Origin of the sequence: Arthrobacter sp. RCC_34, from assembly GCF_041360795.1 — a bacterium.
GTDB lineage: Bacteria > Actinomycetota > Actinomycetes > Actinomycetales > Micrococcaceae > Arthrobacter_E.
Genome location: NZ_JBFUPW010000004.1, coordinates 478,842 through 505,735, shown reverse-complemented (window position 1 = coordinate 505,735; position 26,894 = coordinate 478,842). Strand labels below are relative to the sequence as shown.

Annotated in this window: 24 protein-coding genes; 13 read left to right on the top strand and 11 right to left on the bottom strand. The window is 69.4% G+C overall.

Annotated features, from left to right (window positions below; genetic code table 11):
- Positions 1-210: 210 nt before the first annotated feature.
- On the bottom strand, positions 211-1,179 hold the full coding sequence (locus AB6732_RS16790; RefSeq protein ID WP_370961023.1) for a patatin-like phospholipase family protein: 969 nt from the start codon (positions 1,177-1,179) through the stop codon (positions 211-213).
- Between the two features lie 181 nt (positions 1,180-1,360).
- The gene (locus tag AB6732_RS16785; RefSeq protein WP_370961022.1) at positions 1,361-2,011 is read right to left on the bottom strand and encodes a LysE family translocator; all 651 of its coding nucleotides are present in this window, start codon (positions 2,009-2,011) and stop codon (positions 1,361-1,363) included.
- A 191-nt stretch (positions 2,012-2,202) separates the two neighbouring features.
- Here AB6732_RS16785 and AB6732_RS16780 point away from each other — a divergent pair, with 191 nt between their 5' ends.
- Positions 2,203-4,473, top strand: coding sequence for a cytochrome c oxidase assembly protein (locus AB6732_RS16780; RefSeq protein ID WP_370961021.1), 2,271 nt, complete (start codon positions 2,203-2,205; stop codon positions 4,471-4,473).
- A complete protein-coding gene (locus AB6732_RS16775) occupies positions 4,470-6,425 on the top strand; it encodes an NHL domain-containing thioredoxin family protein (protein ID WP_370961020.1) in 1,956 nt (651 codons plus the stop codon). Before AB6732_RS16780 ends, AB6732_RS16775 begins: the two co-directional genes overlap by 4 nt.
- A 95-nt stretch (positions 6,426-6,520) precedes the next feature.
- Here the strand turns inward: AB6732_RS16775 and AB6732_RS16770 are convergent, their stop codons facing one another.
- Both AB6732_RS16770 and AB6732_RS16765 read right to left on the bottom strand, forming a co-directional pair.
- The gene (locus tag AB6732_RS16770) at positions 6,521-7,516 is read right to left on the bottom strand and encodes a hypothetical protein (RefSeq protein ID WP_370961019.1); all 996 of its coding nucleotides are present in this window, start codon (positions 7,514-7,516) and stop codon (positions 6,521-6,523) included.
- A gap of 70 nt (positions 7,517-7,586) precedes the next feature.
- A complete protein-coding gene (locus tag AB6732_RS16765; protein WP_370961018.1) occupies positions 7,587-9,317 on the bottom strand; it encodes a helicase HerA-like domain-containing protein in 1,731 nt (576 codons plus the stop codon).
- Positions 9,318-9,428: 111 nt separating this feature from the next.
- Between AB6732_RS16765 and AB6732_RS16760 the strand changes: the two genes are divergently transcribed.
- Positions 9,429-10,046, top strand: a complete 618-nt coding sequence (locus AB6732_RS16760; protein WP_370961017.1) for a DinB family protein — start codon at positions 9,429-9,431, stop codon at positions 10,044-10,046.
- Positions 10,039-11,112, top strand: a complete 1,074-nt coding sequence (locus tag AB6732_RS16755) for a GNAT family N-acetyltransferase (protein WP_370961016.1) — start codon at positions 10,039-10,041, stop codon at positions 11,110-11,112. The genes AB6732_RS16760 and AB6732_RS16755 overlap by 8 nt, the downstream gene beginning before the upstream one ends.
- A gap of 111 nt (positions 11,113-11,223) precedes the next feature.
- Here AB6732_RS16755 and AB6732_RS16750 read toward each other — a convergent pair whose 3' ends face one another.
- Positions 11,224-11,805 (bottom strand): GNAT family N-acetyltransferase, encoded by a 582-nt coding sequence (locus AB6732_RS16750; protein WP_370961015.1) that lies wholly within the window; start codon positions 11,803-11,805, stop codon positions 11,224-11,226.
- A gap of 70 nt (positions 11,806-11,875) precedes the next feature.
- On the bottom strand, positions 11,876-13,846 hold the full coding sequence (locus AB6732_RS16745) for an FAD/NAD(P)-binding protein (RefSeq protein WP_370961014.1): 1,971 nt from the start codon (positions 13,844-13,846) through the stop codon (positions 11,876-11,878).
- A gap of 286 nt (positions 13,847-14,132) precedes the next feature.
- Here AB6732_RS16745 and AB6732_RS16740 point away from each other — a divergent pair, with 286 nt between their 5' ends.
- The 7 genes from AB6732_RS16740 to AB6732_RS16710 are packed head-to-tail and all read left to right on the top strand — an operon-like array spanning position 14,133 to position 21,790.
- Positions 14,133-15,287: an amino acid ABC transporter permease gene (locus AB6732_RS16740; protein WP_370961013.1), complete on the top strand. Its 1,155-nt coding sequence runs from the start codon at positions 14,133-14,135 to the stop codon at positions 15,285-15,287.
- A complete protein-coding gene (locus AB6732_RS16735; RefSeq protein WP_370961012.1) occupies positions 15,284-16,147 on the top strand; it encodes an amino acid ABC transporter ATP-binding protein in 864 nt (287 codons plus the stop codon). The genes AB6732_RS16740 and AB6732_RS16735 overlap by 4 nt, the downstream gene beginning before the upstream one ends.
- A gap of 8 nt (positions 16,148-16,155) precedes the next feature.
- Positions 16,156-17,151, top strand: coding sequence for an ABC transporter substrate-binding protein (locus AB6732_RS16730; protein ID WP_370961011.1), 996 nt, complete (start codon positions 16,156-16,158; stop codon positions 17,149-17,151).
- Entirely contained in the window at positions 17,148-18,308 is a 1,161-nt protein-coding gene (locus AB6732_RS16725) for an LLM class flavin-dependent oxidoreductase (protein ID WP_370961010.1), read from the top strand. Before AB6732_RS16730 ends, AB6732_RS16725 begins: the two co-directional genes overlap by 4 nt.
- Positions 18,292-19,224, top strand: a complete 933-nt coding sequence (locus AB6732_RS16720; RefSeq protein ID WP_370961009.1) for a DUF1684 domain-containing protein — start codon at positions 18,292-18,294, stop codon at positions 19,222-19,224. Before AB6732_RS16725 ends, AB6732_RS16720 begins: the two co-directional genes overlap by 17 nt.
- Positions 19,221-20,378: an LLM class flavin-dependent oxidoreductase gene (locus tag AB6732_RS16715; protein ID WP_370961008.1), complete on the top strand. Its 1,158-nt coding sequence runs from the start codon at positions 19,221-19,223 to the stop codon at positions 20,376-20,378. Before AB6732_RS16720 ends, AB6732_RS16715 begins: the two co-directional genes overlap by 4 nt.
- The gene (locus AB6732_RS16710) at positions 20,375-21,790 is read left to right on the top strand and encodes an NtaA/DmoA family FMN-dependent monooxygenase (RefSeq protein WP_370961007.1); all 1,416 of its coding nucleotides are present in this window, start codon (positions 20,375-20,377) and stop codon (positions 21,788-21,790) included. Before AB6732_RS16715 ends, AB6732_RS16710 begins: the two co-directional genes overlap by 4 nt.
- A 144-nt stretch (positions 21,791-21,934) precedes the next feature.
- On the opposite strand, the gene AB6732_RS16705 is transcribed toward AB6732_RS16710, so the two are convergent.
- The 4 genes from AB6732_RS16705 to AB6732_RS16690 form a co-directional block, all read right to left on the bottom strand.
- Positions 21,935-22,099 carry a hypothetical protein gene (locus AB6732_RS16705; RefSeq protein ID WP_370961006.1) on the bottom strand — a complete coding sequence of 55 codons (165 nt, stop codon included), beginning with the start codon at positions 22,097-22,099 and terminating at the stop codon, positions 21,935-21,937.
- Positions 22,100-22,172: 73 nt separating this feature from the next.
- Positions 22,173-22,424: a hypothetical protein gene (locus tag AB6732_RS16700; RefSeq protein ID WP_370961005.1), complete on the bottom strand. Its 252-nt coding sequence runs from the start codon at positions 22,422-22,424 to the stop codon at positions 22,173-22,175.
- A gap of 182 nt (positions 22,425-22,606) precedes the next feature.
- The gene (locus tag AB6732_RS16695; protein ID WP_370961004.1) at positions 22,607-22,921 is read right to left on the bottom strand and encodes a hypothetical protein; all 315 of its coding nucleotides are present in this window, start codon (positions 22,919-22,921) and stop codon (positions 22,607-22,609) included.
- An 87-nt stretch (positions 22,922-23,008) separates the two neighbouring features.
- On the bottom strand, positions 23,009-23,662 hold the full coding sequence (locus AB6732_RS16690; protein ID WP_370961003.1) for a hypothetical protein: 654 nt from the start codon (positions 23,660-23,662) through the stop codon (positions 23,009-23,011).
- A 507-nt stretch (positions 23,663-24,169) separates the two neighbouring features.
- Here AB6732_RS16690 and AB6732_RS16685 point away from each other — a divergent pair.
- Positions 24,170-25,186, top strand: coding sequence for a helix-turn-helix domain-containing protein (locus tag AB6732_RS16685; RefSeq protein WP_370961002.1), 1,017 nt, complete (start codon positions 24,170-24,172; stop codon positions 25,184-25,186).
- Positions 25,187-25,212: 26 nt separating this feature from the next.
- Here AB6732_RS16685 and AB6732_RS16680 read toward each other — a convergent pair whose 3' ends face one another.
- The gene (locus AB6732_RS16680; RefSeq protein WP_370961001.1) at positions 25,213-26,184 is read right to left on the bottom strand and encodes a helix-turn-helix transcriptional regulator; all 972 of its coding nucleotides are present in this window, start codon (positions 26,182-26,184) and stop codon (positions 25,213-25,215) included.
- A gap of 91 nt (positions 26,185-26,275) precedes the next feature.
- On the opposite strand from AB6732_RS16680, the gene AB6732_RS16675 reads away from it, so the two are divergent.
- The gene (locus AB6732_RS16675) at positions 26,276-26,818 is read left to right on the top strand and encodes a DinB family protein (RefSeq protein ID WP_370961000.1); all 543 of its coding nucleotides are present in this window, start codon (positions 26,276-26,278) and stop codon (positions 26,816-26,818) included.
- Positions 26,819-26,894: the final 76 nt, after the last annotated feature.

The window sequence follows — 26,894 nt, the reverse complement described above, 5'->3', positions numbered from 1 at the left end:
CATCAACCACCACCACAAACACCAACAGCCCCCACACCCGGGGGCTGCCGTCGTTAACAACCCACCACCCGGCCACCAGGCCAGTGGCCCGGGCCACGTCCCCCAACACCCACACCACAACCACCACGCCAGAAGGGGGAAGGTGCCCGTCAAGGTGACGGGCACCACCCACACCGGCGCCGTGCCGGAACAGCCAGGATCAGCCCGGCATCACATCACTGCCGACGTACCCCAGAACGGCGCCAGGCTCTCGGCGAGGTGGCCACCCTGCTCGAATCCGGCCCGTGCCGCCTCCGGACGCAAGCCGATGTTCATGGCATTGGCGCCGAAGAGATGCTCCGCTCCCGCCTCAGGAGAGATGACCTCCACGGAGCTGCCGGCGTCGCGCAGTTCTTCGACCTGCGCGGCGAGGTGCTGACCCCACTCCAGGGGCGTGCGAGTGCGGCCGCCGAACGGCGAGAGGATCAGGACCTTGGCGGAGCCGGCGGCCAGGTCGGCGTTCTCATTGCGCCGGTAGCCGCCGTCGATGTATCGCCGATCCCAGAGGGGATAGGCGAAGCCGCTGGAACAACTGGCGGCCACGGCATCGGCGAGGGAGACGCCACTGTCACGGGTGAAGACGACGGGCTCGCCATTGTTCGCGTCCACGGCGGTCAGCAGGATCCGTTGTTCCGGCCACTCCTGGCTCGGGAGGCGCGACGCGACCGTCGTCCTCCAGCGGGCGTGGATCTCCGGGTCGGAGGAGGCCGGAAGCTCCAGTGCTCCGGCACCCATTCGGCGTCGCATGTCGGCGGCGTCGTGGGATGCGGAGATGATGCTGTCCGTGCGCTCCAGGTGATTGACGGTGGAGCCCGCCAGCCCGTGGCGACCTGCGTCGCGCGCGGACGGCTGCGGCCTGCGGGCGGGAAGTGGTGCCAGGGAGGCTTCGTAGAGCTCAGCCGGATCCGCTCCGGTCAGTTGCGCGGCAGCCGTGGCGCCGGCCGAGGTGCCGATGATCAGATCGGCATCGGTGACGGTGAGGCCCGCGTCGGCCAGGCCGGCGACCACGCCGATGAGCCAGGCGTTGCCGGTGGAACCCCCGCCTCCGAGGACGAGGGCGCGGCCGCCCGGAGGGTTGGAGGCGCCGGAAGCGGAGGAGGAATCAGCGGAGAAGGAATCAGAAGAAATGTCGTGGTGCATGGGAGTCGCCTTTCGCGAAGTGCCTGTGTGGCGCTCCCAGGGGCGGCTGCGTCAGCCGCGGAATCGTGGGCGGAGGGGAGCGCCCATTGCGGATACTGCGTACATGGGTCTCACCTCCTGCGACTGGGTCACGATCAGAGGAATAGTCGCACATCGACGACGGCGGTGCAACAGCAGGGTTTCAGCCGTGCCGCGTCTCCGCCAGTGCCACGAGTCCGAAGGCTCCCAGGGCCGTTCCCGTCACGCGGTCGATGACCTTGCGGAACCGGGGGCCGTCCAGCCAGCGCCGGAAGTAGTGTGCCGCCGTGATGATGAGCGTGAACCAGAGAGCCGCCTCCAGATTGCTGATGACGGAGAGCATGAGACCCATCCAGAGGGGAGCGAGGGTCGGGACCAGGAACTGCGGGATCACGGCCAGGCAGAACATCCCGTACTTGGGGTTCAGGATGTTGGAGAGGAATCCCTTCACCCAGGTCTTGCCGAGGTGTTCCGGCGCCACGGTGGCCGGACCGCCTGCGGTGTCGACGGGGCCGTCCCCCGTTCGGAACGACGCCCGCCAGAACGAGAAGGCGAGCCAGAGCATGTACCCGGCGCCGATGATGCGGAGGATGTCGTAGGCGACGGTCGAGACCGCCAGCAGCGCCGAGACGCCCGTGGCCGCGGCCACGCCCCAGATGAACGCGCCTGTGATCATGCCCAGTGCCGCGGTGTACGCGTGACGGCGGCTCCGGCCCAGGGCGTAGCGGAGGACGAGCGCGGTGTCCGTCCCGGGAAGAATCGTGATCAGGACGGACAAGGCGGCGAAGCCCAGCAGGGACTGTTCAAGGGTCACCCGGTCATCTTAAAGCGCTTGTCGGTTTCCGCGCCCTTGATGACCTTCGGCGCCGCAATCGGGGCGCGGAAAGCGAATACGGGCGCACGAATCCCGCCGGGACGGAAATCCGGCCCGCTGGTACCTGACCGCCACCTGTGAACCAGGCGTCCCGATTCGACCCGCCCTCGCGCGCGCGGGACAATGGAGGCATGCCAGCAACCACCAGGAACCAGGTCTCCTCGCGCCCCGGAAGACCCGCGCGCGGGCAAGGGACGAACGGGAAGGCCGCCCACGGTCCCGCCCCCCAGGCCACCCGGACCGGACTGGGACCGGGCTGGCAGTTCGCGGCCCTCGCCGTGGCGGTCGTGACGCTCGTCCTGGGCCTGCTGTTCACCGGTGCTGCCGGTGTGCGTCAGCTGTCCGACCCCGGTGCCCTCGTGCGCTGGGGGCTCCCGGTGGCCAAGACCGTCCACAACCTCAGCCTGGCCGTGACGGTCGCTGCGCTGGCGTTCGCCGTCGTCGTGCTGCCGCAGGGGATCCGCGCCCCGCGGCGCGGTGGTGAGACGAAGGACGTGCCGGAGCACCCGGCCTTCACCCGGACCATGCTGCTGGCCGGTGTGGCCGGAAGCCTCTGGACGGTGTCCGCCATCGCCGTGCTGGTGCTGACGTATGCGAACGTGTCCGGGCAGGCGCTCAGCGGCGACACCGAGTACACCAAGGCCCTGGTCTTCTTCATGAGCGACTTTCCGCTGGGCCGCGGCTGGCTCTTCGTGGTGATCGTCGCGGCGCTCGTCGCGACGGCCAGCTTCGGCCTGCGCAACACGACGGCGCTCGCGTTCACGCTGCTCCTGGCACTCCTCGGCATGGTGCCGCCGGCGCTGAACGGCCACGCGGCCAGCTCCAACGACCACGCCGGAGCCGTAAACTCGATCGGCCTGCACGTGCTGGGGGCCTCGCTCTGGGTGGGTGGCATCGCCGTCCTGGCCCTCATCTCCGGCCTGCTGGCCCGGCCGGCCTCGGGCACCCCGCGCCGCGACATCACCGCGGCCACCCTCAAGCGCTTCTCCGCGCTGGCGCTCTTCTGCTTCCTGCTGGTCACGGCGTCCGGCATCATCAGCGCCTCCATCCGCATCACCAGCTGGCACAACCTCTTCTATTCGCCGTACGGCCAGCTGGTGCTGGTGAAGACCTTCTGCGCCCTGGTCCTCGGGGCGATCGGCTACATGCACCGCTCGTGGATCATCCCGCGGCTGGGCGACGACGACGGCGCGGCCTCCCGGGGCAAGGCCTCCGCGGTGCCGTCGAAGGGTTCCCTGACCGCTCAGCGCGTGCTGTGGCAGGTCATCGGTGTGGAGCTGCTGGTCATGGCCGCGACGAGCGCGGTCGCCGTCGCGCTGTCCTCCTCGGCTCCGCCGTCCGAGACCAAATACTCCGAGGACGCCAGCCCGGCCTTCATCCTCAGCGGCTACGAGCTCCCGCCCGAGCTGACCCCGGAACGCTGGCTCACCGTCTGGCGTCTCGACTGGCTGTGGGTGGCCGTGGCCGTCTTCGGCGCCCTGGCCTACGCTCTGGGCGTCATCAAGGTCGTCCGACGCGGCGACCGCTGGCCCGTCATGCGGGCCGTGTCCTGGTTCATCGGTCTCGCAGCCCTGACCTACATCATCTCCGGCGCCCCCGGCGTGTACGGGCACGTCATGTTCTCCATCCACATGGTGGAGCACATGGCCCTGACCATGGTCGCGCCGATCTTCCTGGTGATCGGCTCGCCCATCACTCTGGCGCTCCGAGCGCTCGCACCGCGTACCGACGGCAGCCGCGGTCTGCGCGAGTGGATCCTGGCCTTCGTGCACTCCCGTTTCTCCCAGGTGGTCACGCACCCGCTCTTCGCGGCCGCGAACTTCGCCGGGTCGATCGTGCTGTTCTACTACTCGGACTTCTTCGGCTTCGCCATGCGGGACCACGTGGGCCACGAGCTGATGAACCTGCACTTCCTGCTGACCGGATACATCTTCGCGCTGACCATGATCGGTCAGGACCCGTTGCCGCGCCGCGCGCCGTTCCCGATGCGGCTCCTGCTGCTCCTGGCGACCATGGCCTTCCACGCCTTCTTCGGCGTCTCCATCATGGGCGGCACGAGCCTGCTCGCCGCGGACTACTTCGGAAATCTGGGCCGTGCCTGGGGTCCGAGCGCCATTGTGGACCAGCAGCACGGCGGCGCGATCGCGTGGGGCATCGGCGAAGTGCCGACCGTCCTGCTCGCGATCGGGGTGGCCATCATGTGGTCCCGCTCGGATGAACGGGAGACCCGCCGAACGGACCGGGCGGCGGACAGGAATAACGACGCCGATCTGACCGCTTACAACGACATGTTCGCCCGTCTTGCTCAGAGGGACGGTTCATCCACCGGACGCACTGCGCCCACCGCCGGCGCGGCCTCTACGCTGGAACCCGGCACGCCGGAACCGAAGGAGAAAGAATGACCACCGAGAACGCGACCTCAGTGCGCAGCGCCACCCGCGTCCGCGCCTCCGAGCTGGTGGGCCGCAACTGGCTCAACACCGGTGGAGAACAGCTCTCCCTCGAGAAACTCCGCGGCAAGATCGTGCTGCTGGACTTCTGGACCTTCTGCTGCATCAACTGCCTGCACGTCCTGGATGAGATGCGCCCGCTCGAGGAGCAGTACAGCGACGTCCTGGTGACGGTCGGAGTCCATTCTCCGAAGTTCGAGCACGAGGCCGACCCGGTGGCCATCGCCGCAGCCGTGGAGCGCTACGAGATCCACCACCCGGTCCTCGACGACCCCGAGCTGGACACGTGGAAGGCCTACGCCGCCCGAGCCTGGCCGACGCTGGTGGTCGTCGACCCCGAGGGCTACGTGGTGGCGCACCTTTCCGGCGAGGGTCACGCGGACGGCCTGGCCGTCCTGATCCCGGAACTCATCGCGGAGCACGAGGCCAAAGGCACCCTGCACCGCGGGGACGGTCCGTACGTGGCGCCGGAGGCCACCTCCGGGACACTCCGCTTCCCGGGCAAGGCCCTGCTGCTGCCCGCCGGGCGCGGTTCCGAGCAGGACTCCTGGCTCGTCTCCGACACCGGTCATCACCGCGTCCTGGAGCTCGCCGACGACTTCGACACGATCCTGGCCTCCTATGGCGACGGGATCAAGGGACACGTCGACGGCGGGGCCGAGGGCGCCCGCTTCAACGAGCCCCAGGGACTCACCCTCCTGCCCGCCGAGCTGGCGGCGCGGGTCGGGTACGACGTCGTCGTCGCGGACTCGGTCAATCACCGCCTGCGCGGCATCAGCCTCGCGACCGGTGAGGTGACCACGCTCGCCGGCAGCGGCGTGCAGCGGCTGCTGGAAGCGGGCCCGGCTCGTGTGGACGACGACGGCGCCGGCTACGGCGGGCCGCTCGGCGCGGATCCGCTCCAGGTGGCCCTCAGCTCACCGTGGGACGTGCTCTGGTCCGAGTCGCTCCAGACCGTGGTGATCGCCATGGCGGGCGTGCACCAGATCTTCGCGTTCTCCCCGGAGACCGGCGAGGTGTCCATCCTGGCCGGCAACGGTCTGGAGGGCCTCCTCGACGGCGCGGCCGACTCCGCCTGGTTCGCCCAGTCTTCCGGCCTCGCCGAAGGACCCGACGGCTCCATCTGGGTGGCCGACTCGGAGACCTCCGCGCTGCGCCGCCTCGTGCCCACGGGCGACGCCGGACGCGTGACCGTGGAGACCGCCATCGGCAAGGGCCTCTTCGACTTCGGGTTCCGCGACGGCGAAGCCTCCGAGGCGCGGCTTCAGCACCCGCTGGGTGTCACCGTGCTGCCGGACGGTTCCGTGGCGATCGCCGACACCTACAACGGCGCCGTGCGCCGCTACGACCCGGCGACCGGCGTCGTGTCCACCCTGACGCGCGGCCTCGCCGAGCCCAGCGATGTCGTCCTCGACCCCCGGGGCGCCGAGCCTCTGCTCGTGGTGGTGGAGGCCAATAAGCACCAGCTGATCTACGTGCCCATCCCGGCGGAGGCACAGCAGGTGGACGAGGGCGCCTCCCAGACGCAGCGCCCGACGTCGCCCGTCGCTCCCGGTTCCTTCGACCTGGCGGTCCGCTTCACCGCCCCCACGGGCCAGAAGCTGGACTACCGCTGGGGCGATCCGACCCAGCTGAAGATCTCGTCGACCCCGGCGGAGCTCCTTGTCTCGGGCGGCGGCACGGGCGAAGGCCTGAACCGCACGCTCGAGCTGTCCTCCGAGGTCACCGAGGGCATCCTGCACATCACCGCCCGCGCGGCGGCCTGCGACGGCGCGGAAGGCCCCGACGGCGAGATCCCCGATCACGCCGCCTGCCACCTCTACCAGCAGGACTGGGGCATCCCCGTGGTCCTGAGCGCCGACGGCGACACGGAACTGGTCCTGGACCTGCGCGGCATGGACTGAGCCCGGCCCGCTCCGGACGCGAAAGCACAGATGGTGCCCCTTCCCGCCTCGGGAAGGGGCACCATCTGTGCTTTCGCGGGTGGCGGTGTCCGGGGTCAGTAGTCGACGACGGGCGTGACGGTCACCTTGTCCGCCGTGAAGCTCAGCGTCACAGTGAAGCTGAAGGGATGCACCTGGTCCAGCGGGCCGTCCACGCCGGTGAAGAGATCGACGGCTTTCGCGTTCAGTTTCGCCTTGCCGCCGAGCGGTGTGACCACCCAGCGGCCGTTGTACGGCTGGATCTCGACCTTGGGGTACTCGACGATGCTCCAGCGGATCGACCCGGGCGTGACCCGCTCGAGTCCGGCGTGGTAGAACGGGCAGTCCGGCTGGAGACGCTGCTCGTGGTTGGCCTCGGCGGCGCAGTCGTCCAGGTACTTGTGGACCTGGGTGGACACGGCGTCGGCCAGGCTCTTGGTGGCCTCGGTGCTGAGATTGACCGTCTGGCTGCTGCTGGATCCGGAGACGGAGACCCGCTGGGCAGGGGCGGCGAAATACGGCGAGCTGTAGCTCGCCTCGTAGGTGCCCGGGAAGAAGACCGGGAACTGGCCGTGGCCTTTGGGGGTGTTCACCGTGACCCCGTTGACCGTGGCGAGATTGGAGTTCACCACGTTCACGGTGACGGTGGGCAGGCTCGCCGGGACGAGCTGCCAGCGCGTGAAGAACAACCACTCGTGACCAGCGGGTTCCACCAGGAACCGGGTGCTGTTCTGCACGCCTTCCAGGGAGTAGGAGACGGGCACGGACATCCGCCCGTCGGCCTGGCGTTCGGGGTTCCCGACCGTGAGGTCTTCGAACTTCTCCACCGATGCTTTGAGGCCGGCCCCGTTGAGGAGGCTGGCGTTCCCGGCCGGCACCTGGGCGCGGACCAGGCCGAGGGCCTTGCCGCCGTCGCCGTCCTTGAGCGCCGAAAGATAGGCGCGCACCGGTTCCTGCGCGCCCGCCGGGCCGGAGTTCACCACGACGATGGTGACGATGGCAGCGGCGGCCACCAGCATGATGCCGGCAAGCCAGGATGCGGCCACCTTGATGGTGGTCTGTGTCCACGTCACGCTGCTCTGAACCTCATCTCGCGTCCGGTCGTCCTTCCTGTCCTTCGCCCGGGCTGCGGGGCACACCGGGTCAGCGGCGCCTGCTCCTCGACGATGTGCCGAAGATGCTGCGACCCAGGTCGCGGCCCAACTGGGTGCCGAGCGACCGCACCATGGAGCGGAGCCCGCCGCCGAGCGCGGAGCCCAGGCCTCCCATGATGTCACCCATCGGGTTCTGGGCGGGTTCCGGTGACGGCGCGGGCGGCGCCGGGGTGCTCGGCGCGGGTGCCGGAGCAGGCGCCTGGGACGGTGCGCCCGGCACCGAATGACCGAGGATCTCCGCCTCGATCCGGCGTGCCTCCTCGTCCACGGAGCCCTGGTTCACAGTGCCCTGGTCAGCGGAGCCGGAGCCCGCCGACGGCTGTCCCTGCTGCGCTGCGCCGCCGGCCGGCGCGTTCTGCAGTTTTTCGAAAGCGGACTGGCGGTCCGTGGCCTGGCTGTACTTGGAAGCCAGGGACGAGGCCTGGATGACCTGGTTCATGGTGGCGTCGTCCGCCGGGCCCATGAGCGATGCCGGCGCGCGGAGGCGGGTCAGCGCCACCGGAGTGGGCGCGCCCTTCTCGTTCATGACGGTGATGACGGCCTCGCCGATCCCGGCCGAGGTGAGGACCTTCTCCAGCTCGTAATCGCTGACCGGGAAGGTGGACACCGTGGCCTTGAGCGCCTTGGCGTCATCCGGTGTGAAGGCGCGCAGCGCGTGCTGCACCCGGTTCGCGAGCTGGCCGAGGACGTCCGCGGGGACGTCCTTGGGGGTCTGGGTCACGAAGAAGATGCCCACGCCCTTGGAACGGATGAGACGCACGGTCTGGGTGATGGCCTGGAGGAACGCCTTGGAGGCGCCCGTGAAGAGCAGGTGGGCCTCGTCGAAGAAGAACACGAGCTTGGGCTTGTCCAGGTCTCCGGCCTCCGGAAGCGTCTCGAACAGCTCCGACAGCAGCCACATGAGGAAGGTGGAGAACAGCGCGGGCTTGTCCTGCAGGGTGGGCAGCTCGAGGGCGCTGATGATGCCACGGCCGTCCGGCGCCGTGCGCAGAAGTTCGGAGGGGTCGAACTCGGGGAGCCCGAAGAACTGCTCCATCCCCTGGGCTTCCAGCGCCACGATCTCGCGCAGGATGACCCCGGCGGTCGCCTTGGACAGTCCGCCGAGCTGGGCCAGGGCCTCTTTGCCCTCGTCCGAGGTGAGGTACTGGATGACCGCCCGGAGATCCTTGAGGTCGTCCAGTTCCAGCTGGTTCTGGTCCGCGAAGTGGAAGATCAGCTGGAGGCTGGACTCCTGGGTGTCATTGAGGTCCATGACGCGCGAGAGCAGGATCGGGCCGAAGCTCGTGATGGACGCCCGCACGGGGATGCCCTTGCCGTTGCCGCCCAGCGCGAGGTACTCGACCGGGAACGTCGCGGCCTTCCATTCCTGACCGAGTTCTGCGGTGCGCGCCAGAAGCTTGTCCCCGCCTGCGCCGGGAGTGGCCAGGCCGGACAGGTCGCCTTTGATGTCGGCCAGGAAGACCGGCACGCCGGCAGCGGACAGCTGTTCCGCCATCATGTGCAGTGTGACGGTCTTGCCCGTGCCCGTCGCGCCTGCCACGAGGCCGTGCCGGTTCATCATGCCGAGGGGCAGACGGACCGGGGCGTCCTGGTGGACGGCGTCGTCCACGATCGCCGCGCCCAGCTCGATCACGGGGCCGGAGAAGGTGTAGCCCTCGCGGATCGTCTGGACCTTGTCCTCGGTGCTCTTGGAGTCAGTGCTCTTGCTGGCCATGGCCATAGCTTAGCGGGAGGGGGTGTCAATGCTCTTGAAGCCGCAGGCCCCGCCGGGAATCCGGGGTGTGGTGGAGGGGCCGGATCTTCTGTCGGACCCTTGTCGTAGGCTCGTGGCATGACTCACACCCCAGAGGACATCAAGACGACCCTGCACCGTTATCTCCGGGCGCGGCGAGCGGGACTGCTGGCGAAACTGGACGGGCTCGGCGAGTACGACCTCCGCCGTCCGATGACCCGGACCGGGACCAATCTCCTGGGCCTGGTGAAGCATGTCGCCAGCGTCCAGGCCGAGTACTTCGGTCTCGTCTTCGACAGACCTTTCGAACACCCCATGCCCTGGGGCGCCCCGGATGCCGAAGACAACGCGGACATGTGGGTGCCGGAGACGGAATCGGTGCAGAGCATTCTGGAGCTGCACCACGCCTCCGCAGCCCACAGTGACGCCACCATCGACGCGCTGGATCTCGACGCCCCCGGCGTGGTGCCCTGGTGGAAGCCGGAGACACGGAACGTCACCCTCCACCAGATCCTGGTCCACGTCGACCTGGAGACGGCTCATCATGCGGGTCACGCGGACATCGTGCGAGAACTGATCGACGGCAGCATCGGCTACACCGCCGGGCATCCGAACCTTCCCGACTTCGACGACGCGCGATGGTCCGCCTACCGCGGCCGCATCGAGGACGCGGCCCGCGCTGCCGCCACCGCTGCCGGGGAGAGCGTCCATGAGTGAGGAGCCGGGAATGCTGGCCGCGTATGACTCTCAGCTGAGGCTCGACGCCGAAGCGCAGGGAGCGCTGGCTCGTCGCCTGCTGCACTGGTACCCCCGGGAGGGCGTGCTGCTGGAGGCTTCTGCCGTTCCCGAGGGCGCCGGAGACGGTCCGTTCCTGTCCGTGATGACGGCGGTGTTCGCCGGAGAGGCGGGGTTCATCAGCCATGGCGCGGTCGGCCAGGATGAGAACGCCGCGCTGCTCCGGGACGAGCTCACCCGTCCGGGACGCCTGGCCGCTCTGGTGGAGGCCGGGGTGGCCGCCGTGCTGGACCTGGCCGGCGAACTCGCGAGCCCGGAGGACGGGTCGCCATCTGCCCCGGGCGCGGCCGACGCCGCCGGGGACGGCGTCCTCGGAGGGCATCCCGGGGATCAGCTCTCCGCTCCGGAGGAAGGGGCGGCCCGCCCGAGCGGTTCCGCGACGTCCGCCGCACCGGTGCGGGCGCCCCGCCGTCCACTGTCCACTCTCGAGTGGAAGACCCGCAGCCACGACGGTCTCCTCGGCCTGGGCGATGCGCTCCGGGCCGCGGGCTTCACGGAGGGGGAGGAGGAGTCGGTGATGATCGGAGACGCCGCCGCGCTCGCCGTCGACGTTCCACTTCCCGACGGCGTCAGCCTCCAGCCGGTTCGGTCGATCGAGGACGCCCTGGCGCTGTGCGTCGCGGCGGAGGACGCCTTCGGCGGCAGTGCCGCCGACGCCCCGCGCCGTGCCGCCGATCTGATGGGTCGGCTCGGCCGGGGGAACGGCACCGAGGCCTGGATGGCGGTGGCCGACGGCGAGGTGGTGTCCGGAGGGCGGCTGGAGCCGGTCCCCGGGACGGACTTCGCCGGGATCTGGGGTGGGTTCACGCTGGAGGAGTGGCGCGGGCAGGGCATCTACCGGGCCGTGACCGCTCAGCGGGCCCGTGCGGCGCTGGCGCAGGGCATCTCCCTGATCAACAGCGATTCGACCGACTACTCGCGGCCGATCCTCGAGCGGTACGGCTTCGTCCGGGTCACCGGAACCACGCCGTTCGAGCGCGAGTTCTAGGAGGGCCGCGCGTTCAAGCCCCGCGGAGCCCGCTCCGCGAAGGAACAGCTGATGCCCGGATCCGCCGCGGATCCGGGCATCAGCTGTTCCCTCGCGTTTAAGGGAGGGGCGTCAGGCGGGGGAGAGTGGCTTGGTGAAGGCCAGGTGCTTGATCTCCTCCGGGTCCGCCTCGAGGTCGAAGAGAGGCGTGTACCCCGTGGCGAGGTACAGCGCCTTCGCCTCGGGCTGCCGGGGACCTGTGGTCAGGTAGACCCTCGAGAAGCCGCGCTCCCCGGCCACTCGTTCCAGTTCCACCAGGACCCGCCGGGCCAGCCCTTTGCGACGATGCGCGGAGTGCGTCCAGATCCTCTTGAATTCGGCGGTCTCCTGGTCGTAGCGGCGGAACGCTCCGCCGGCCACGGTCTCCCCGCCCTCCTGCAGGATCAGGAGCGCGCCGTGCGGGGGCTCGAACTCGCTGGCCGGATAGCGGGAGAGTTCCTCCTGTGCACCGGCCGCGGAGAAGAAGTCGCCGTACCGGGTGGAGTATTCGACGGCGAGCTCCTCCAGGAGGGGCTTCACCCGGGCGTCATCCAGGCCGACCTGGACGACCGTCAGGTCGAGGAGTCCGGCGGGGGAGGAAACGCCCGGCGAGGAAGCGTCCTGCGAGAGGGCGTCGGGGGAGGATTCGGTCGGGGAGTTCGCGGTGATGCTCATGGGATCTTCCGTCTCTGAGGGATCGTGGTCGGCGGGCGGGCGGGCGCGGCCGGGAATCGGTGCGTGCGGCTCAGGCACGCAGCCGTTCGGAAGCCGGTGCCGTGCCGGAGGCGACGAGTCCGTCGGCGACATCGTTGAGGGCCTTGAGGAGCCTCCTCGCCAGGGCGTCGTTCTCGCGGAACGGGGCGGCATTGGTGCGCGGTCGCGCGAAAGCGGCCGACCCCCACGCCGACGTCCACGGTCCGACGGCGAACAGATGGCGCCGCTCCGCGCCGTCGGGCCCCAGGATGCGCTGCTGTGCATCCACGGCCAGTCGGCCGGAGCTGCTGACCCCGGCCCGCGTGAGCACCTGTTTCTCCCGTCCCAGCCCGCTGCTGCCCAGTTGCCAGAGGGCCGGGTTGCGGGAACCCTCGACGGTCGGTTCCGGCAGGCGGGCCTCCACGAAGACGGCGGCGCTGACGGTGTCGTCGCTGCCCGGGAGGGAGGCGACGAAACGGCCACTCGTCTCGTCCGGTGAGATCACCGCCCCTGGTCCGAGGAAGCGCAGGAACCCGCCGCGGTGCAGCGCGAGCATCTCCTCGAGCCGGTGCGGGGGCGGACCGGAGTCGATGAAGGAGAAGAAGCCGTGCCACCACTCGTTGATCTCGGCCAGCGCCGACGCGCTCAGCCGCTCCACGGGCACGAGCGTGCCCAGGGAGAAGTAGGCGTACAGGAAGCCGGTGAAGAGCGCGGTCTGCTCGCTGTGCGTGGGGTCGCTGCGCAGCCGGAGGTCCTCTTCGACGTGCCGGAGCACCGCCGCCTCGCGGTCGGCCAGACCCCCGAGCTCCGGTCCCCGCCCCGTGCCGAGCGGCCGGTCGACCTGGTCGAAGTCCAACTGGTACGCCGGATCCGGGATGAAGTCGCGCAGCAGGCGCCGCTGTTCGGCTGAGCCCCAGGCCACCGTGTCCAGCCGTCGCTCGAAGGCGTCCCAGGGCCCGTCGACCCGCGCGGGCGAGGCCGCGAACAGCTCTTCGTAGTACGCGTGGGCTACATCCTTGGCCGCCAGTGGCCAGAGGTGTTCCCGGAACCCGATCTCGTCGACGGAGTTCAGCAGTGCGCCCACGGCCTCCTGGGTCAGGTAGCGGGCGCCGCCCGGCGCCGGACCCCGGAGGGGGACCTGTGGCTTCGCGTGATACGGCACCCCACGGCGGGACCCTGCCCAGAGACGGGGTTCCCGGCCCGAGGGCACGTAGTCGAAACCGCCCTCGGCCCGGGGAGTGAACCGCCCGCCGCGGCCCTCGAACAGAAGGACCACGAGGTCCACGAAAGCCAGTCCCATGCCGGACACCAGCACGTCCTGACCTGGTGCGATGTTCGAATAGTCCGCGTCGGCGGTGTACGCCGGCGGGAGGTACAGGCCGCCGTGCCGTTCAGCGAAGGACGTCAGGGCGCGCTCGCGGGCATCCGGCCGGGCGTCGCTGTGCCCCAGGGAGTAGAGCACGACGTCGGCGTCCAGCACCGGCCCGGATGCCAGCTGCACGCGGTAGCCGGCGGCGTCGTGGTGCACGGCCGTGGCGGTGTCGCGGTGCACGGTGACCCGGGCGCGGGGCGCCAGCCGCAGCACGGCCCGGTGGAGGAACCAGCGGGCGTAGGCGCCGAAGAGCCGGCGGCTGGGAAAGGACCCGGTGCGCAGGGCCGCGGCTTCGGCGAGCAGGGCCGGGTCCTCCAGCGCGGAGTCGGCGGGGTGGCCGTCGTCGTCCAGCTCTCCCGCGGTCAGGAGCTCCGCCCAGGCCAGCAGGTCCGGGCCCTCGGCCCGTGGCCCCGCGCAGTGCACGGTGGCGTCCGTGAACAGGGTGATGTCCTGAGCCATGGAATTGAGCAGTAGACCGGCGTACTGGTGGTGCCGCCAGACCCGTCCCGACCCCGGCTCCTGTGGATCCACGAGGTGAAGATCCACCGGACTGCGGAGGAGTTCGGGCGCGCTCGCGGCCAGCCGCTCCAGGACTCCGGCCACGCGCGGACCCGCCCCGATCATGACGAGCGTGGGCCTGCGGTGAGTCATGGCTTCCTCCTGGGTCGCGGGCCGTGGAGCGGCGGCGGGAACGGTCTGGTGGAACCTGACCCTAGGAGCCCGGGCGCCCCGGAATCCAGCCCCGCCGTCACGCCCCGACGCCGGAGTTCACGGCTTGTCACGGAGCGTCGTGGGGAGCCGCATATGGCCCCGTGTGACCCGGAAAGACGTGCCGTGAACGGGGGTGCAGGAATGTGAATCGTCCCCTTGAACGTGCCCCGCGCCGGTCCATAGATTGGCACCCAATCCCACTGGAACTGATCACCGAGGACTTCCCATGAGTGTCATCACCAACACCCCGGCAGGGCCCCCTGAGGGGGTGCTCGGCCAGCCCGCCGAACCGCAGGACGCGACCCCCGCGACGGGCTTCCCCACGACCTTCGACGACGGAACGGAACACCGCCACTCGCTCGGCCTCCTGGCTGCGGCCGGTGCCACTTCGGACAGCGACACAGCGGACAGCGCGACGACGGCCCTCCCGGCCGGCGCCGACCTCCGGGTGGTCCCGGCGCGGCACCCCTGGCGCTGGGTGGGCACCGTGCTGGTCACGATCCTCGTGGCGGCGATCGCCTACTCGCTGGCCACCAACCCGCGCTGGGAGTGGGGCGTGGTGGCGCAGTGGTTCACCGCGCAGTCGGTGGTCAACGGCCTGCTGGAGACTCTCAAGCTGACCGTGATCGCCGGAACCCTCGGTTTCCTGCTCGGCTTCGTCCTGGCACTCATGCGGCTCTCCGCCTCGCCGCTTCTGGTGGGCGTGGCCTGGACGTTCTCCTGGATTTTCCGTTCGACCCCTCTGCTGGTCCAGCTGCTGCTCTGGTACAACCTGGGGTACCTGTACGAGAAGATCAGTCTCGGCATCCCGTTCACGGACGTCCGGTTCTTCGAAGCCTCCACCACCACGTTGATCAGTCAGTTCGCCGCCGCGGTCCTCGGCCTGAGCCTCAACCAGGCCGCCTATTCGGCCGAGATCATCCGCGGCGGGATCCTCTCCGTGGACGCGGGGCAGCTCGAAGCGGCCGCGGCTCTCGGCATCCCGGCCTGGCGGAGGAACACCCGGATCGTCCTGCCGCAGGCCATGAGAGCCATCCTGCCCAACGCCTTCAACGAGATCATCGGCCTGGTCAAGGGCACCTCCGTGGTCTACGTCCTCGCCTACTCGGAGCTGTTCTACACCGTGCAGGTCATCTACAACCGGACCCAGCAAGTGCTCCCGCTGCTGCTGGTGGCGACCCTCTGGTACGTGGTCATCACCTCGGTGCTGAGCATCGCCCAGTACTACATCGAACGGCACTACTCGCGGGGTTCGGTGCGCAATCTGCCGCCGACCCCCTGGCAGCGCATCCGCGCCAACCTCACCCCGGGACGCCGCCCGGCACTCCAGCCCACCGCCCAGGAACGCGCCCAGGAACCCGCCCGGAAGGACCTCCCATGAGCACCGTCGAAGCAGCAGCAGCAGCCCCGGCCACCCTGACCACGGCGAAGCAGCCCGCGCAAGGCGACGCCGCCCCCGGAACCGTGGGCCGTGTCGACATCGTCAACGCCCACAAGAGCTTCGGCCACGTCGAGGTCCTCAAGGGCGTCGACCTGACCGTCCGTCCCGGCGAGGTGACGGTGATCGTCGGTCCGTCCGGGTCCGGCAAGTCCACCCTCCTGCGGACCATCAACCACCTGGAGACCCTGAACTCCGGCTACATCGCGATCGACGGCGAACCGGTCGGCTACCGCCTCAAGGGCAACCGCCTGCTGGAACGCAAGGAGAAGGACATCCTGGCCAAGCGGACCGGCATCGGCTTCGTCTTCCAGAACTTCAACCTCTTCCCGCACCTGACCGTGCTGGAGAACGTGATCGAGGCGCCCATCGTGGCGCAGGGCCGCAGCCGCGATGAGGCGACCGCCAAGGCGAAGGTGCTCCTGGACCGCGTCGGCCTGGCGGACAAGACCCAGGCGTACCCGCGGCAGCTCTCGGGAGGCCAGCAGCAACGCGTCGCGATCGCCCGGGCCCTGGCCCTCGAACCCCGCCTGGTCCTGTTCGACGAGCCCACCTCCGCCCTGGACCCCGAGCTGGTCAACGAGGTGCTGGATGTCATCCGGGACCTGGCCCGCACGGGCACCACGCTGATCGTGGTCACGCACGAGATGGGCTTCGCCCGGGACGTCGCGGACACCGTGGTCTTCATGGACCAGGGCCGCATCGTCGAGTCCGGCCCGCCCGCCCAGCTCTTCGGCAGCCCGCAGCAGGAACGCACCCGGGCGTTCCTCTCCAAAGTCATCGAACCTGCTTTCAACATCTAAGGACCACCATGCTTCACCGCACCGCACCCCAGCGCGCGCTGGCTCTCGCGGCTCTTGCCGCCGTCGTCGTCCCCACGCTCGCCGCGTGCTCCGACCCGGGGGCCAACGCGGCCTCGGGTCCCACCACCGCCGCCCGCAACGGGGTCACCTACAACACCTCGCCGCAGCAGGACCGGATCCGAGTGCAGAAGGACGCGGCCGCGGCCGCGAAGGTCCCGGCCGCCGTGTCCAAGGACGGGAAGCTGACCGTCGCCACGAGCGCCGGTTCGATCCCGCTGTCCTTCCACGCCACGGACGACAAGACGCCGGTCGGCAGCGAGCTGGACATCGCCCAGCTCGTGGCGGACAAGCTCGGCCTCGAACTGGACGTGAAGGTCACATCGTGGGAGAGCTGGCCGCTGAAGACCCAGTCCGGGGAGGTGGAGACGGTGTTCTCGAACGTCGGGATCAACGGGGAGCGCGTGAAGCTCTTCGACTTCTCCAGCTACCGCGCCGCGTACATGGGGTTCGAAGCGAAGAAGGACTCCACGCTGGAGATCAAGGGCTCGGACGACATCTCCGGCAAGAAGATCTCCGTGGGGTCCGGCACCAACCAGGAGAAGATCCTGCTGGCCTGGAACAAGGAGCTCGAGGCCAAGGGCAAGGCGCCCGCACAGCTCGAGTACTACGCCAACGAGGCGGACACCATCCTCGCCCTGTCCTCCGGCCGCACCGATCTGAACCTCGGCCCCTACCCGTCCGCCGTGTACCGGGCGAACACCCGTGACGACCTCAAGGTCGTGGGCAAGGTCAACGCCGGCTGGCCGGCCACCACCCTTGTGGCGGCGGTCGCCAAGCGCGGCAACGGCCTGGCCGACGCCGTCACCGCGGCGCTGAACTCGAGCATCAAGGACGGCAGCTACGCCAAGGTCCTCGCCCGTTGGGGCCTGTCCGAAGAGGCCCTGCCGGACTCCGAGACCATCACGGCGGAGAACTACGGATCCACCCCGGGAGCGAAGAAGTGAAATTCCAGGTCCTGGACATCATCCCGCATCTGAAGAACCCGCTGACCGGGGAGATCGTGTCCCCGTCCGAGCGGCTGAGTCAGGTGGTGGAGACCGCGCGGCGGGCCGAGGAGCTCGGCTTCGACTCCTTCTCCGTGGGGGAGCGGCACGCGGGCGAGTTCATCTCGTCCTCGCCCACCACGGTGCTGGCCGCGATCGCCGCCGTCACCAGCCGTATCCGGCTGCAGAGCGGGGTCACGGTGCTCTCGGTGCTGGACCCGGTCCGCGTGGCCGAGGACTACGCCATGATCGACCAGCTCTCCGCCGGACGCCTCGAACTGGTGATCGGCAAGGGCAACGAGGTGCTGCAGTACCCGCTCTTCGGCCTGTCCCTCGATGATCAGTGGGAGCTGCTCGCCGAGAAATACGGCCTGCTGCACCGCCTCTGGAGGGAGGAGGGCGTCACCTGGGAGGGCCGCTTCCGTCCCGCGCTCACCGACCCGACCACGACGACGCCGCGCCCCTTCGCCGGGGCGCCGCGCGTCTGGCACGGCTCGGCGACGTCGTTGACCAGTGCGGCGCTCGCCGCCCAGTACGGCGACCCGCTCTTCACCGCGAACGCCATCCAGCCGCGCGAGAACTACAAGGTCCTGATCGATCACTACCGCGAGGAGTACGCCCGGCACGGACACGATCCGCGCTTCGCGTACCTGGGGTCCGGCAGTGGCGCGGGCGGGGTCTTTCTGGCCGACACCACGCAGGAGGCCAAGGCCCAGTTCGGCCCGGTCTACGAAGCGCTCACCGCGCACCGGAACGTCCCGGGCAACAACTCGCCGTACCGGGACATCGACCACGCGGTGGCCGAAGGTCCGGCGCTCGTGGGGAGCCCGGAGCAGGTGGTGGACAAGATCCTGTCCTACCACGAGCTTTACGGCCACGATCTGCAGTCCATCTCGCTGCCCACCACCCTGCCGTTCGACCAGCAGCTCGAGCTGCTGGAACGCTTCGCCACCGAAGTCATCCCGGCGGTCCGCGCGGCGGCCCCGACCACCCTGTGGGAGGAGGCGGACCCGTATGGCGGCCGTCCCGCCGTCGCGGGGGCGCACGAACCGGACGCCGCCGCCCGCATCACCGAACTCAATCACCAGCACAGGAGCCAGCATGCCTTCGTCAGTTGACAGCACCACGGCCGACCACACCACGGCCGTGACCGGCCAGGCCGCCCCGGCGGCCCCGGAGCCCGGCGCCTTCCAGGCCGAGTGGGACGCCTGGCACGCCCGCCACGAGGAGCAGCGGGCCGCGCCCCACGGATTCCTGGCGGTCACCGGGCTGCACTTCCTGGACGACGCGCCCCAGCGGATCCCGGGCATCCCCGGCCTCTGGAACGCCGTCGAGGACACCGTGACCATCACGCTGTCCGCCGTCGAGCGCCTCAGCTGGGAGGGCCGCGAACTGAACCCGGACGGCACCGGCAGCACCACCGTCCTCGGCCCCATCGCGGAGCGGGACGCCGTGCTGCTGGACCACGGGCACGTGCAGATCGAGGTGGCCCGGCGGGGAGGTTTCCTGGTGATCCGGCCCCGCGACCCCGGCTACTCCCTCCGCACCGGCTACCCGGGCACGCCCGCCTACCCGGCGTCCGAGGAGTTCGCCGTGACGGCACAGGTCGAGTACTTCGAGCAGCCTCAGGCCGTCACGGTGGGCGCCGTGGTGGAGGGGATCGAGCATGTCTACGAATCGCCCGCCCGCCTGCGGTTCACCCTGGAAGGCCAGGAACACGTGCTGACCGCCTTCAACGGCTACGCGCCCGGCACTCTCAACGTCCTGTTCACGGATCTGACCAGCGGCGACACCACGTACCCGGCCAACCGCTCGCTCGTGGTCACCCCGGCCGAGGACGGGACCGCCGTCCTGGACTTCAACCGGGCGGTGAACCTGCCGTGCGCCTACACGGACTTCGCCACCTGCCCCCTCCCACCCGCAGGGAACCGCCTGCCGGTGGCCGTCGAGGCGGGGGAGAAGCTGCCGGTCGAGCGGGCCACCGCGGAGACCCCGCAGGCCGCCGCGACTTCCGAGTCGGAGGCCGCAGCATGAGCGGGTTCCTCATCCTCGAAGCGGACGGCGCCGGATCGCACCCGGCCGCCTGGCGCGCAAGCCGCACGGCGCCCGCCGCTGTCCTGGGTCCCGAAAAACTCCGGGACGTGGCGCTCGCCGCGGAGTCCGCGGGCTTCCACGCCCTGAGCTACGCCGACGGGCCCCTGCCGGACGGCGCCGACGCGCAGGCCCGGCTCAACGCCCTGCAGCGCGCGGCGTTCGTGGGGCCGCTGACCCATGCGATCGGGCTCCTTCCCGAGGTCGACACCGTCTACACCGAGCCGTTCCATGTGGCCACACAGCTGGCCAGTCTCGACTACGTGTCGCAGGGCCGTGGCGGCTGGCTGCTCGCGGCGAGCGACGACGCGCGGGAGGCCGCCGCCGTCGGGCGTTCCGTCGCGGACGGTGACCGCCGCCGTGCCGAAGCGGGAGCGTCCGTGGAGGCGAATCGCCGGCTGTGGGACTCCTGGGAGGACGACGCCGTGATCAAGGACGTCGACTCGGGCCGCTACCTCGACGCCGACCGTCTCCACTACGCCGACTTCCAAGCTGATCTGGGCGACGGCGAGGGCTACTTCGTGAAGGGCCCGTCCATCATTCCGCGTCCCCTGCAAGGCCAGCTGCCCGTCGTGGCGCCGGCGGACCTGGTCTCGGTGGACGGTCCGCTGTCGCCGCGCGAGGTGGACGCCGTCCTGGTGAGCGCACCCTCGCTGGAGCACCTCCGCACCCGGCTGGCTGAGGCGCAGGAGGAGTTCGGCTCTCGGCCCGAGGGCGGTCCCGCCCTGATCGCCGAGCTGGACGTGGTGCTCGACGCGCGGGGCCTGAGCGCCGCCGACCGTCTGGCCGCGCTGGACGCGGCCACGCCGTGGGCCACCGGGCGCGCGCGGTTCTCGGGGACGGCCGAGGATCTCGCCGAGGTCCTCGCGGATCTCCTGGGCGTCGCCGACGGCGTCCGCCTGCACCCGGCCGTGCTCGACACGGACCTGCCGGAACTGTCCGCGCTGACCCTTCCGCTGCTGCGCTCGCGGAACCTCCTGCGCCCGACGGCGCCGGGAGGCACTTTCCGTGCCGTGCTCGGGCTGGAGCGCGCGGTCAATCGCTATTCGACGGAGGCCGCGCGCAGCGTCGCGGCCGGGACAGGGGCACAGGCATGAGCGGCGACAGCACACAGGGACCTACGACCGCGGACTTCCGGCCGAGCGGGCAGATCCAGTTCGGGATCTTCTTCCAGGGCGTCAATTCGGGCACCGTGTGGAAGACGCCCGAAGCCGGTTCGCAGACCGACTTCGAGTCATTCCGCCGGATCGCCCAGACCGCCGAACGAGGCCTGTTCGCAGCGTTCTTCCTGGGGGAGGGCCTGCGCCTGCGGGAGCACCTGGGCCGCGTCCACGAACTCGACGTGGCGGGCCGGCCCGACGCGCAGACCATGCTCGCCGCACTGGCCGGGGTCACGGACAAGATCGGTCTCGTGGCCACGCAGAACACCACGTACAACGACCCCGCCGACTTGGCGCACCGCCTCGCGTCGCTGGATCTGATTTCGGGCGGCCGGGCCGCGTGGAACATCGTGACCACGGACAACGCGTGGACGGGTCAGAACTTCCGGCGTGGGGGATATCTGGACCACGCCGACCGGTACACCCACGCGGAAGCGTTCGTGAAGGTGGCCAAGGTGATCTGGGACTCCTGGGAGGACGGCGTGATCGCGGAGAGCGGCGCGGCGGAGTCGTGGGTGTCCGGCGCTGGTGAGGGTGCCGGCGAAGGGGGCGCCTTCGCGCGCCGGGTCCGGCATGAGGGGCAGCACTACTCGGTGGACGTCGTCCCGCGGCTGCCGCGCAGCGCGCAGTACCGTCCGGTGCTGTTCCAGGCGGGCGACTCCCCGGAAGGGCGGGATTTCGCGGCGCGTCAGGCGGACGTGATCTTCTCCGCCCATCCGCAGCTGGAGGACGCCAGGTCGTTCCGGGCGGACCTGGTGGAGCGCACGGTGGCGGCGGGCCGGCACCCCAACGAGCTCCAGATCTTCCCCGCGAGCGAGTTCATCCTGGCGCCCACGGAGGCCGAAGCCCTGGAGAAGAAGGCCTGGGTCAGGTCTCAGCAGATCGGGCCCCAACAGGCGATCGCGTTCCTGGAGCAGTTCTGGGGCACGAGCCTGTCCGGCTACGACCCCGACGGCCCCTTGCCGGACATCGACCCGGTGGTGGAGGAGACGAGCGAGACGCGGGGCAGCGGGTTCCACGGGGCCCGGGCCCGGCAGCTGGCCGACCAGTGGCGGGCGGAGGCCAAGGACAAGGGGCTGTCCATCCGGCAGTTCGTCACGGCCCAGTCGGCTCGCCGGGATGCGACCTTCACGGGCTCGTACCAGTCGGTGGCCGACCACCTGGCGCTGTACGCCCGGGACGGCGTGGTGGACGGGTTCAACATCTCCCCGTGGCTCATCCCGACCGGCCTGGACGACATCGTGAACCACCTCGTCCCGGCGCTGCAGGAACGCGGCGTGTATCCCACGGAGTACCGCGGGAGCACGCTCCGCGAGCACCTGGGCCTGCCGGTGCCGGCGCGCGACTGACGCGCTGAAGAACCGGCGGATGCCGCCGTCGTCGCCTCTTCCGAGACGACGACGGCGGCATCCTGCGTTCCGGGGGCGGACTCGGTCAGTCCTCGCCGTTGCTGTTCTCGCCCCCGAGACGGGCGGCATCGTCCCTGCGCCGGCTCAGCGCTCCAGCTCATCGGGGTGGAACCATTCAGACGCCAGCCCTGTTTCGGGGAAGGTGACGAAGAGGGTGAACCCGCGGACGTCGAAGCGTTCGCGCATCACGGTCCCTTTGCGGTCCGTGTAGTCGGTCCCCTCGATGACGGTGGGGCGCGCGACTCGCACAGGGTCTCCGACAGTGATCCGGTGGGTCACAGGCGACATTCAGCGTTCTCCGGTCATTGGTCTGGGGGCAGGGTCACACGGTGCGGAAACAGCACGCGCACGGCGGCATACCGGACGCCCCCACCGTGGTCCCTTCGACGTAGCGGACCAGCGAGGTCCGTCGGGTGGTGCCAGGGGCGCCTGCCGTCGCGTCCGAATCGCTGCGGGCCAGGTCATCAAGGCGCCGGGTGAGCTTCCCGTGCGCCTCCTCGAAGTCGTTTCCTTCGACTTCGATGAGCAGAGGCTTTCCGTTGTTCGGGTCCAGCACGTTCTGAAAGAGGAGCATGTGAGGGATGTGTCCTTGGTGGTGGGTTGGACAAGCGTGGCTGCACTTTCACCTAGGGGGGCATTCAGTGCAGCCACGCTTGCGGTGCGTGGCCTTCGAGGTGTCGGTGAAGGTCACGCGCTGTGGACATCTCACTCCCCCATCGGGTGAGATGCCCAGACTTCGGGCCGGGTGGGAACCGGCTAGCGGGCGGCTTCGACCTCGTTGCCGTACGAGCCGCTCGGCGCGATCTTCCACACGTCGTCCTGGAGCACCAGGCTGACCTCGGCGGAATGGCCTTTCGAGGAGATCTGCGCGACGCCGGCAGTGCCGTTGGCGACGAACGTCGCGGCATCGATGCGGGTGTCGGCCGGCCACGAGGTGTTCGCTGCCACCTCGGGCAGCGGGACCAGATTGTCCGGCAGCGCGAGGACCGCGGCGAAGGATGCGGCGTCGGTCTGGTTGACGCCCGCCACGATCTGATCTGCGCGGGCCTGGGTGAACGGGATGGTAGTCATGCTGTGTCCTTAGGTAGAAGAAATCGCGCGGGTGTCCGGCTGAAGGCTCAGGCGGCACACCGGGGGAGTCGGCCGGGTGCTGGGGCCTCAAACGGTGGCGACACCCGAGAAGTTCACGGTGCCGATGCCGAAGGCCACCGCGCCGGTGGCCACACCGTTGAGGTTCCACGTCAGCGTGTAGGGGCACTGGAGGGTCAGGCCGAGGCCGTACTGAAGTGACAGGGTCACGTTCACCGACAGCTTCTTGGGGACGACGGGGTAGGACCCGATGCCCACGACCGCTCCGCCGTTCGGGAGGGTGACGTTGGTGAAGACGAACGCGCTGGGGAAGACGCCGACGGTGGAGGTGTTACCGGCTCCGACGCCCGCGCCGATCCCGGAGTTGTAGGTCCGGCCGTCGGACATGGTCAGTGTGGCCTGCGTGACGACGAAGGTGAAGGCCGGCTGGAAGATGTTCTGCCAGGTGATCCCGCACTGGGTCGCGTCGAGGCCGAAGGCGCCTCCGAGGGCGATGGTGCCCTTGTTGCCGGCGACCAGCGCCTGCGAGGTCCAGGCCCCGGACGCCAGGCCGCCCACCAGGGGGATGCCGGCCTTGATGCAGGTGGGGCAGGTAGGGGTCACGGAAGCGGCAGCCGCCGGGGCGGCGACGGCTGCGGCGATGACGGGCGTCGCCCACACTGCGGACCGTGCGACGGAGCGGCGGGTGACGTGCTGGGCTGAAGGCGGAGTGATGTCGGGCAAGGTTTTTCTCCCATGAGATGAAGTAGTTCGGAAGCTGAATCTCCGAGGTACTGTTTCGAGCCAACAATGCATCATGAATTGAGCGCTTTCAACCAAAAGAATGAAATCTGCGCCAAACAAACGACATAAACGTGCCAGACGACACTTTGCGGAAAAATGACAGGTTCCGCGGTAATCCTCAGGTTACTGTGAGGGGCATCCGGGCGTTCTCGCAGCATTGACGTCCGGTCAATGTCTGAGGACCGGAAACAAATTAATCACAATTTTTCGCGTCACGAAACGCGTGGAAACGCACTCACACTTGTGACCATCCGCAGGAGGAGTTGCGCAATTTGACGCACATCCTGCGCGAAATGAACCATTGTCCGCCTGTTGCGGGGATCTCGGCTGCTTTCAACCTCGCCGGGGACCTCCGCGCGGTGGCCTCGGTGCCTGCGCCCATCGAACTCAGCCCGGGTGCGGAGGTGGCCACGAGGCTGTGCACGATTCGCAAGACGAAGGAGACCGATGAAGGCGACGCCGCCGATTCCGCACCCTCCCCGGGGTCCCGTTGAATGGAAGGTCATCGAGAATAAGCTGGTCGTCGAGGAGAGCGGGCTCGTCGAGGACATCACGTCCGGGGTGGGGACGCTCCTCAATGTGGAGAGTGCCGGGAAGTTCGGGGTCTGCTCCCAGTCCTCGCCGACTTTTTCGGCCCAGGGAATCAGCTTCTACACCGGCAACACCGGCGCTTCGGACGTGGTCATCGACGGGGGGATCTACGATATCCATCACGATCCCGGAATGGGGTCGGTGAAACTCTCGATCGTCTCCGAAGGGACGATGAGCGTGCATTCCAGAAGAGGGGCCATGGCCCGGCATGCCGGTCATGGATTCGTCCTCCGGCCCGGCGAGAACCGCACCGTTGAATTCTCCGACGGCGCGCGGGTCCTCATCATTGAAACGTCCAAGGAAATTCTTGAAGGATATAACAATGGGGGGTTCGGTCCGGACCCTTTGCAGTTCGGTCCCGTCGGCACTCTTTCGGAGTCGATTCTCGCCTTCGGCACCTCCGTCGCCCACCATCACCCTGCAGGTCCGCTCAACAATTACTTCATCGATCAATTCCTGCAGGAAATGGTCGCCAGTATCGTCCTGAGCGTGCGTGGCGTCAGTGAGTCCGAGCGTCGTGGGCGCTCCGGGGCGTTCAGCCAGTCTCAGTATTTGATCAACGGGCGCTACATAGATCCGTCATTCTCGGTGACCGAACTCGCGTCGCTCCTGAAGATGTCCGTCAGGAATCTCCAGGACATTTATGCGCAGCAGGGAAAGAATGTCAGTCAGGCCATCCGTGACCGCCGGCTTCAAGAGGCGAAGCGGTTGTTGAGCGATCCCATGTATGTGAATCTCACGGTGGAGGAGGTCGCCATGTATTCCGGATTCGACAACACGCAGCGCCTGCGCAGAGCTTTTGAGACAGCGGATCTCCCGAACCCCCGGGCCTTCCGCGCCCAGGCGATGAGAGCGGGCCGGGCGTCGGAGTGATGCGAGAGGGTGGCGCGTCCCCGCCGTCAGGGCCGGCGATCGACTGCGGTCGCCCTCAGCAGCCGCTCGCCCCACGCTCGGCCTCCCTCGATCGCGGACTGCGGCGATTCGATCGTGTATTCGGCGTCGAGCATGCCGAGCGCCATCAGAGCCCAGTCCAGGGTCTTGGCGTGCACCGTCACCCGGCACCGGGTCGCGGCGACCTCCTCGACCGTGGACCATCGGCCGATCCTCTCGGCCACGTACTCCGCCGGCTCCGAGACCAGGGCGACCACGTCGTGAGGGCTCGGCGCCTTGTCGGCCCTGTCCCGGATGAAGGCCACTGGGTTCTCCGCCGGCAGCGTCCTGGGAGCGAACCGGGCGCCGGTCGGGACCGGCCGGGTCATCCGGTCCAGGCGGAAACTGCGCCACTCGCCGCGGTCCAGGTCGTAGCAGACCAGGTACCACCGCAGCCCGAGCCGCACCATGCGGAGAGGCTCCACGTGCCGCGTGGTCGCGCGCCCGTCGGCTGCGGTGTAGTCGAACCCGATCCGCTCCTGGTCCCGGCACGCCTGCCCGATGATGATCAGGAGTTCCGGATCGATCAGCTCCTCGACCGGTTCCCAGAAGTGGCTTTCCGTGGCGGCTCCGATCGCCTCGACCCGTCTCCTGAGTCCTCGTGGCATCACCTGGACCAGCTTGGCCAGTGCCCGCACCGAAGCCTCGGCGACGCCGCTCACCGCGCCCTGGGCGGCGGATCGCAAGGCGATCGCGAGGGCGACGGCCTCCTCGTCGTCGAGCAGCAGCGGCGGCATCGCCGCGCCGGACGCGAGCTGGTACCCGCCGTCGACTCCCCGGGCGGCCTCCACGGGATAGCCGAGATCCCGGAGGCGCTCGACGTCGCGCCGGAGTGTCCGCGCGGAAACCTCCAGCCGCCCGGCCAGCTCGGCGCCCGGCCAGTACCGTCTGCCCTGCAGCAAGGAGAGCAGCCGGAGCGTCCGTGAACTCGTGTTCGCCATGTTCTCAGTCTCCTCCCAATTGAGGACGGAAAGTGACACCAATGGTGCGTAGCGTTGAAGACATCAAGACCGGAACGACCAAGGAGATGTCATGACTGCACGGATGATCAACGCTGTGGGCACGGGCGAGAAGGCCGATCTGCTGGGCGCCCTAGCCCAGGCGCGCGAGTTCCTCAGCTACACCTGCCGCGGGGTGAACGAGGAGGATGCCCGAAAGCGCACCACGGTCAGCGAACTGACGCTCGGAGGCCTGATCAAGCACGTCACGTCGGTGGAACGGCACTGGGTCGACTTCATCGTGAACGGCCCGGAGTCGGCGGCCGCGACGAGCAGCTTCTCGAACCTGACCGAGGAGGATTTCGCCCGCTACGCCGACGGATTCCGGCTGACCGACGGCGAGACGCTCGCCGGCGCGCTGGAGGACTACCGGGCGGCGGCGGAGGAGACCGAGCGCGCGGTCGAGGGGCTGGAGGATCTCGGGGTCTCGCACGACCTTCCCGAGACGCCCTGGGGGGAGGCCCGCGCGTGGTCGGCTCGCCGGACGCTGATCCACATCATCGCCGAGACCACCCAGCACGCCGGGCACGCGGACATCATCCGGGAAGCCCTGGACGGTCAGAAGACGATGGGCTGAGCGGGTCCGCTCGACGGTGCGGACACTGCGGGCGGGGCGCGGCACGGGCGGGGAGCCGGAACGGAAGTTCCGGCTC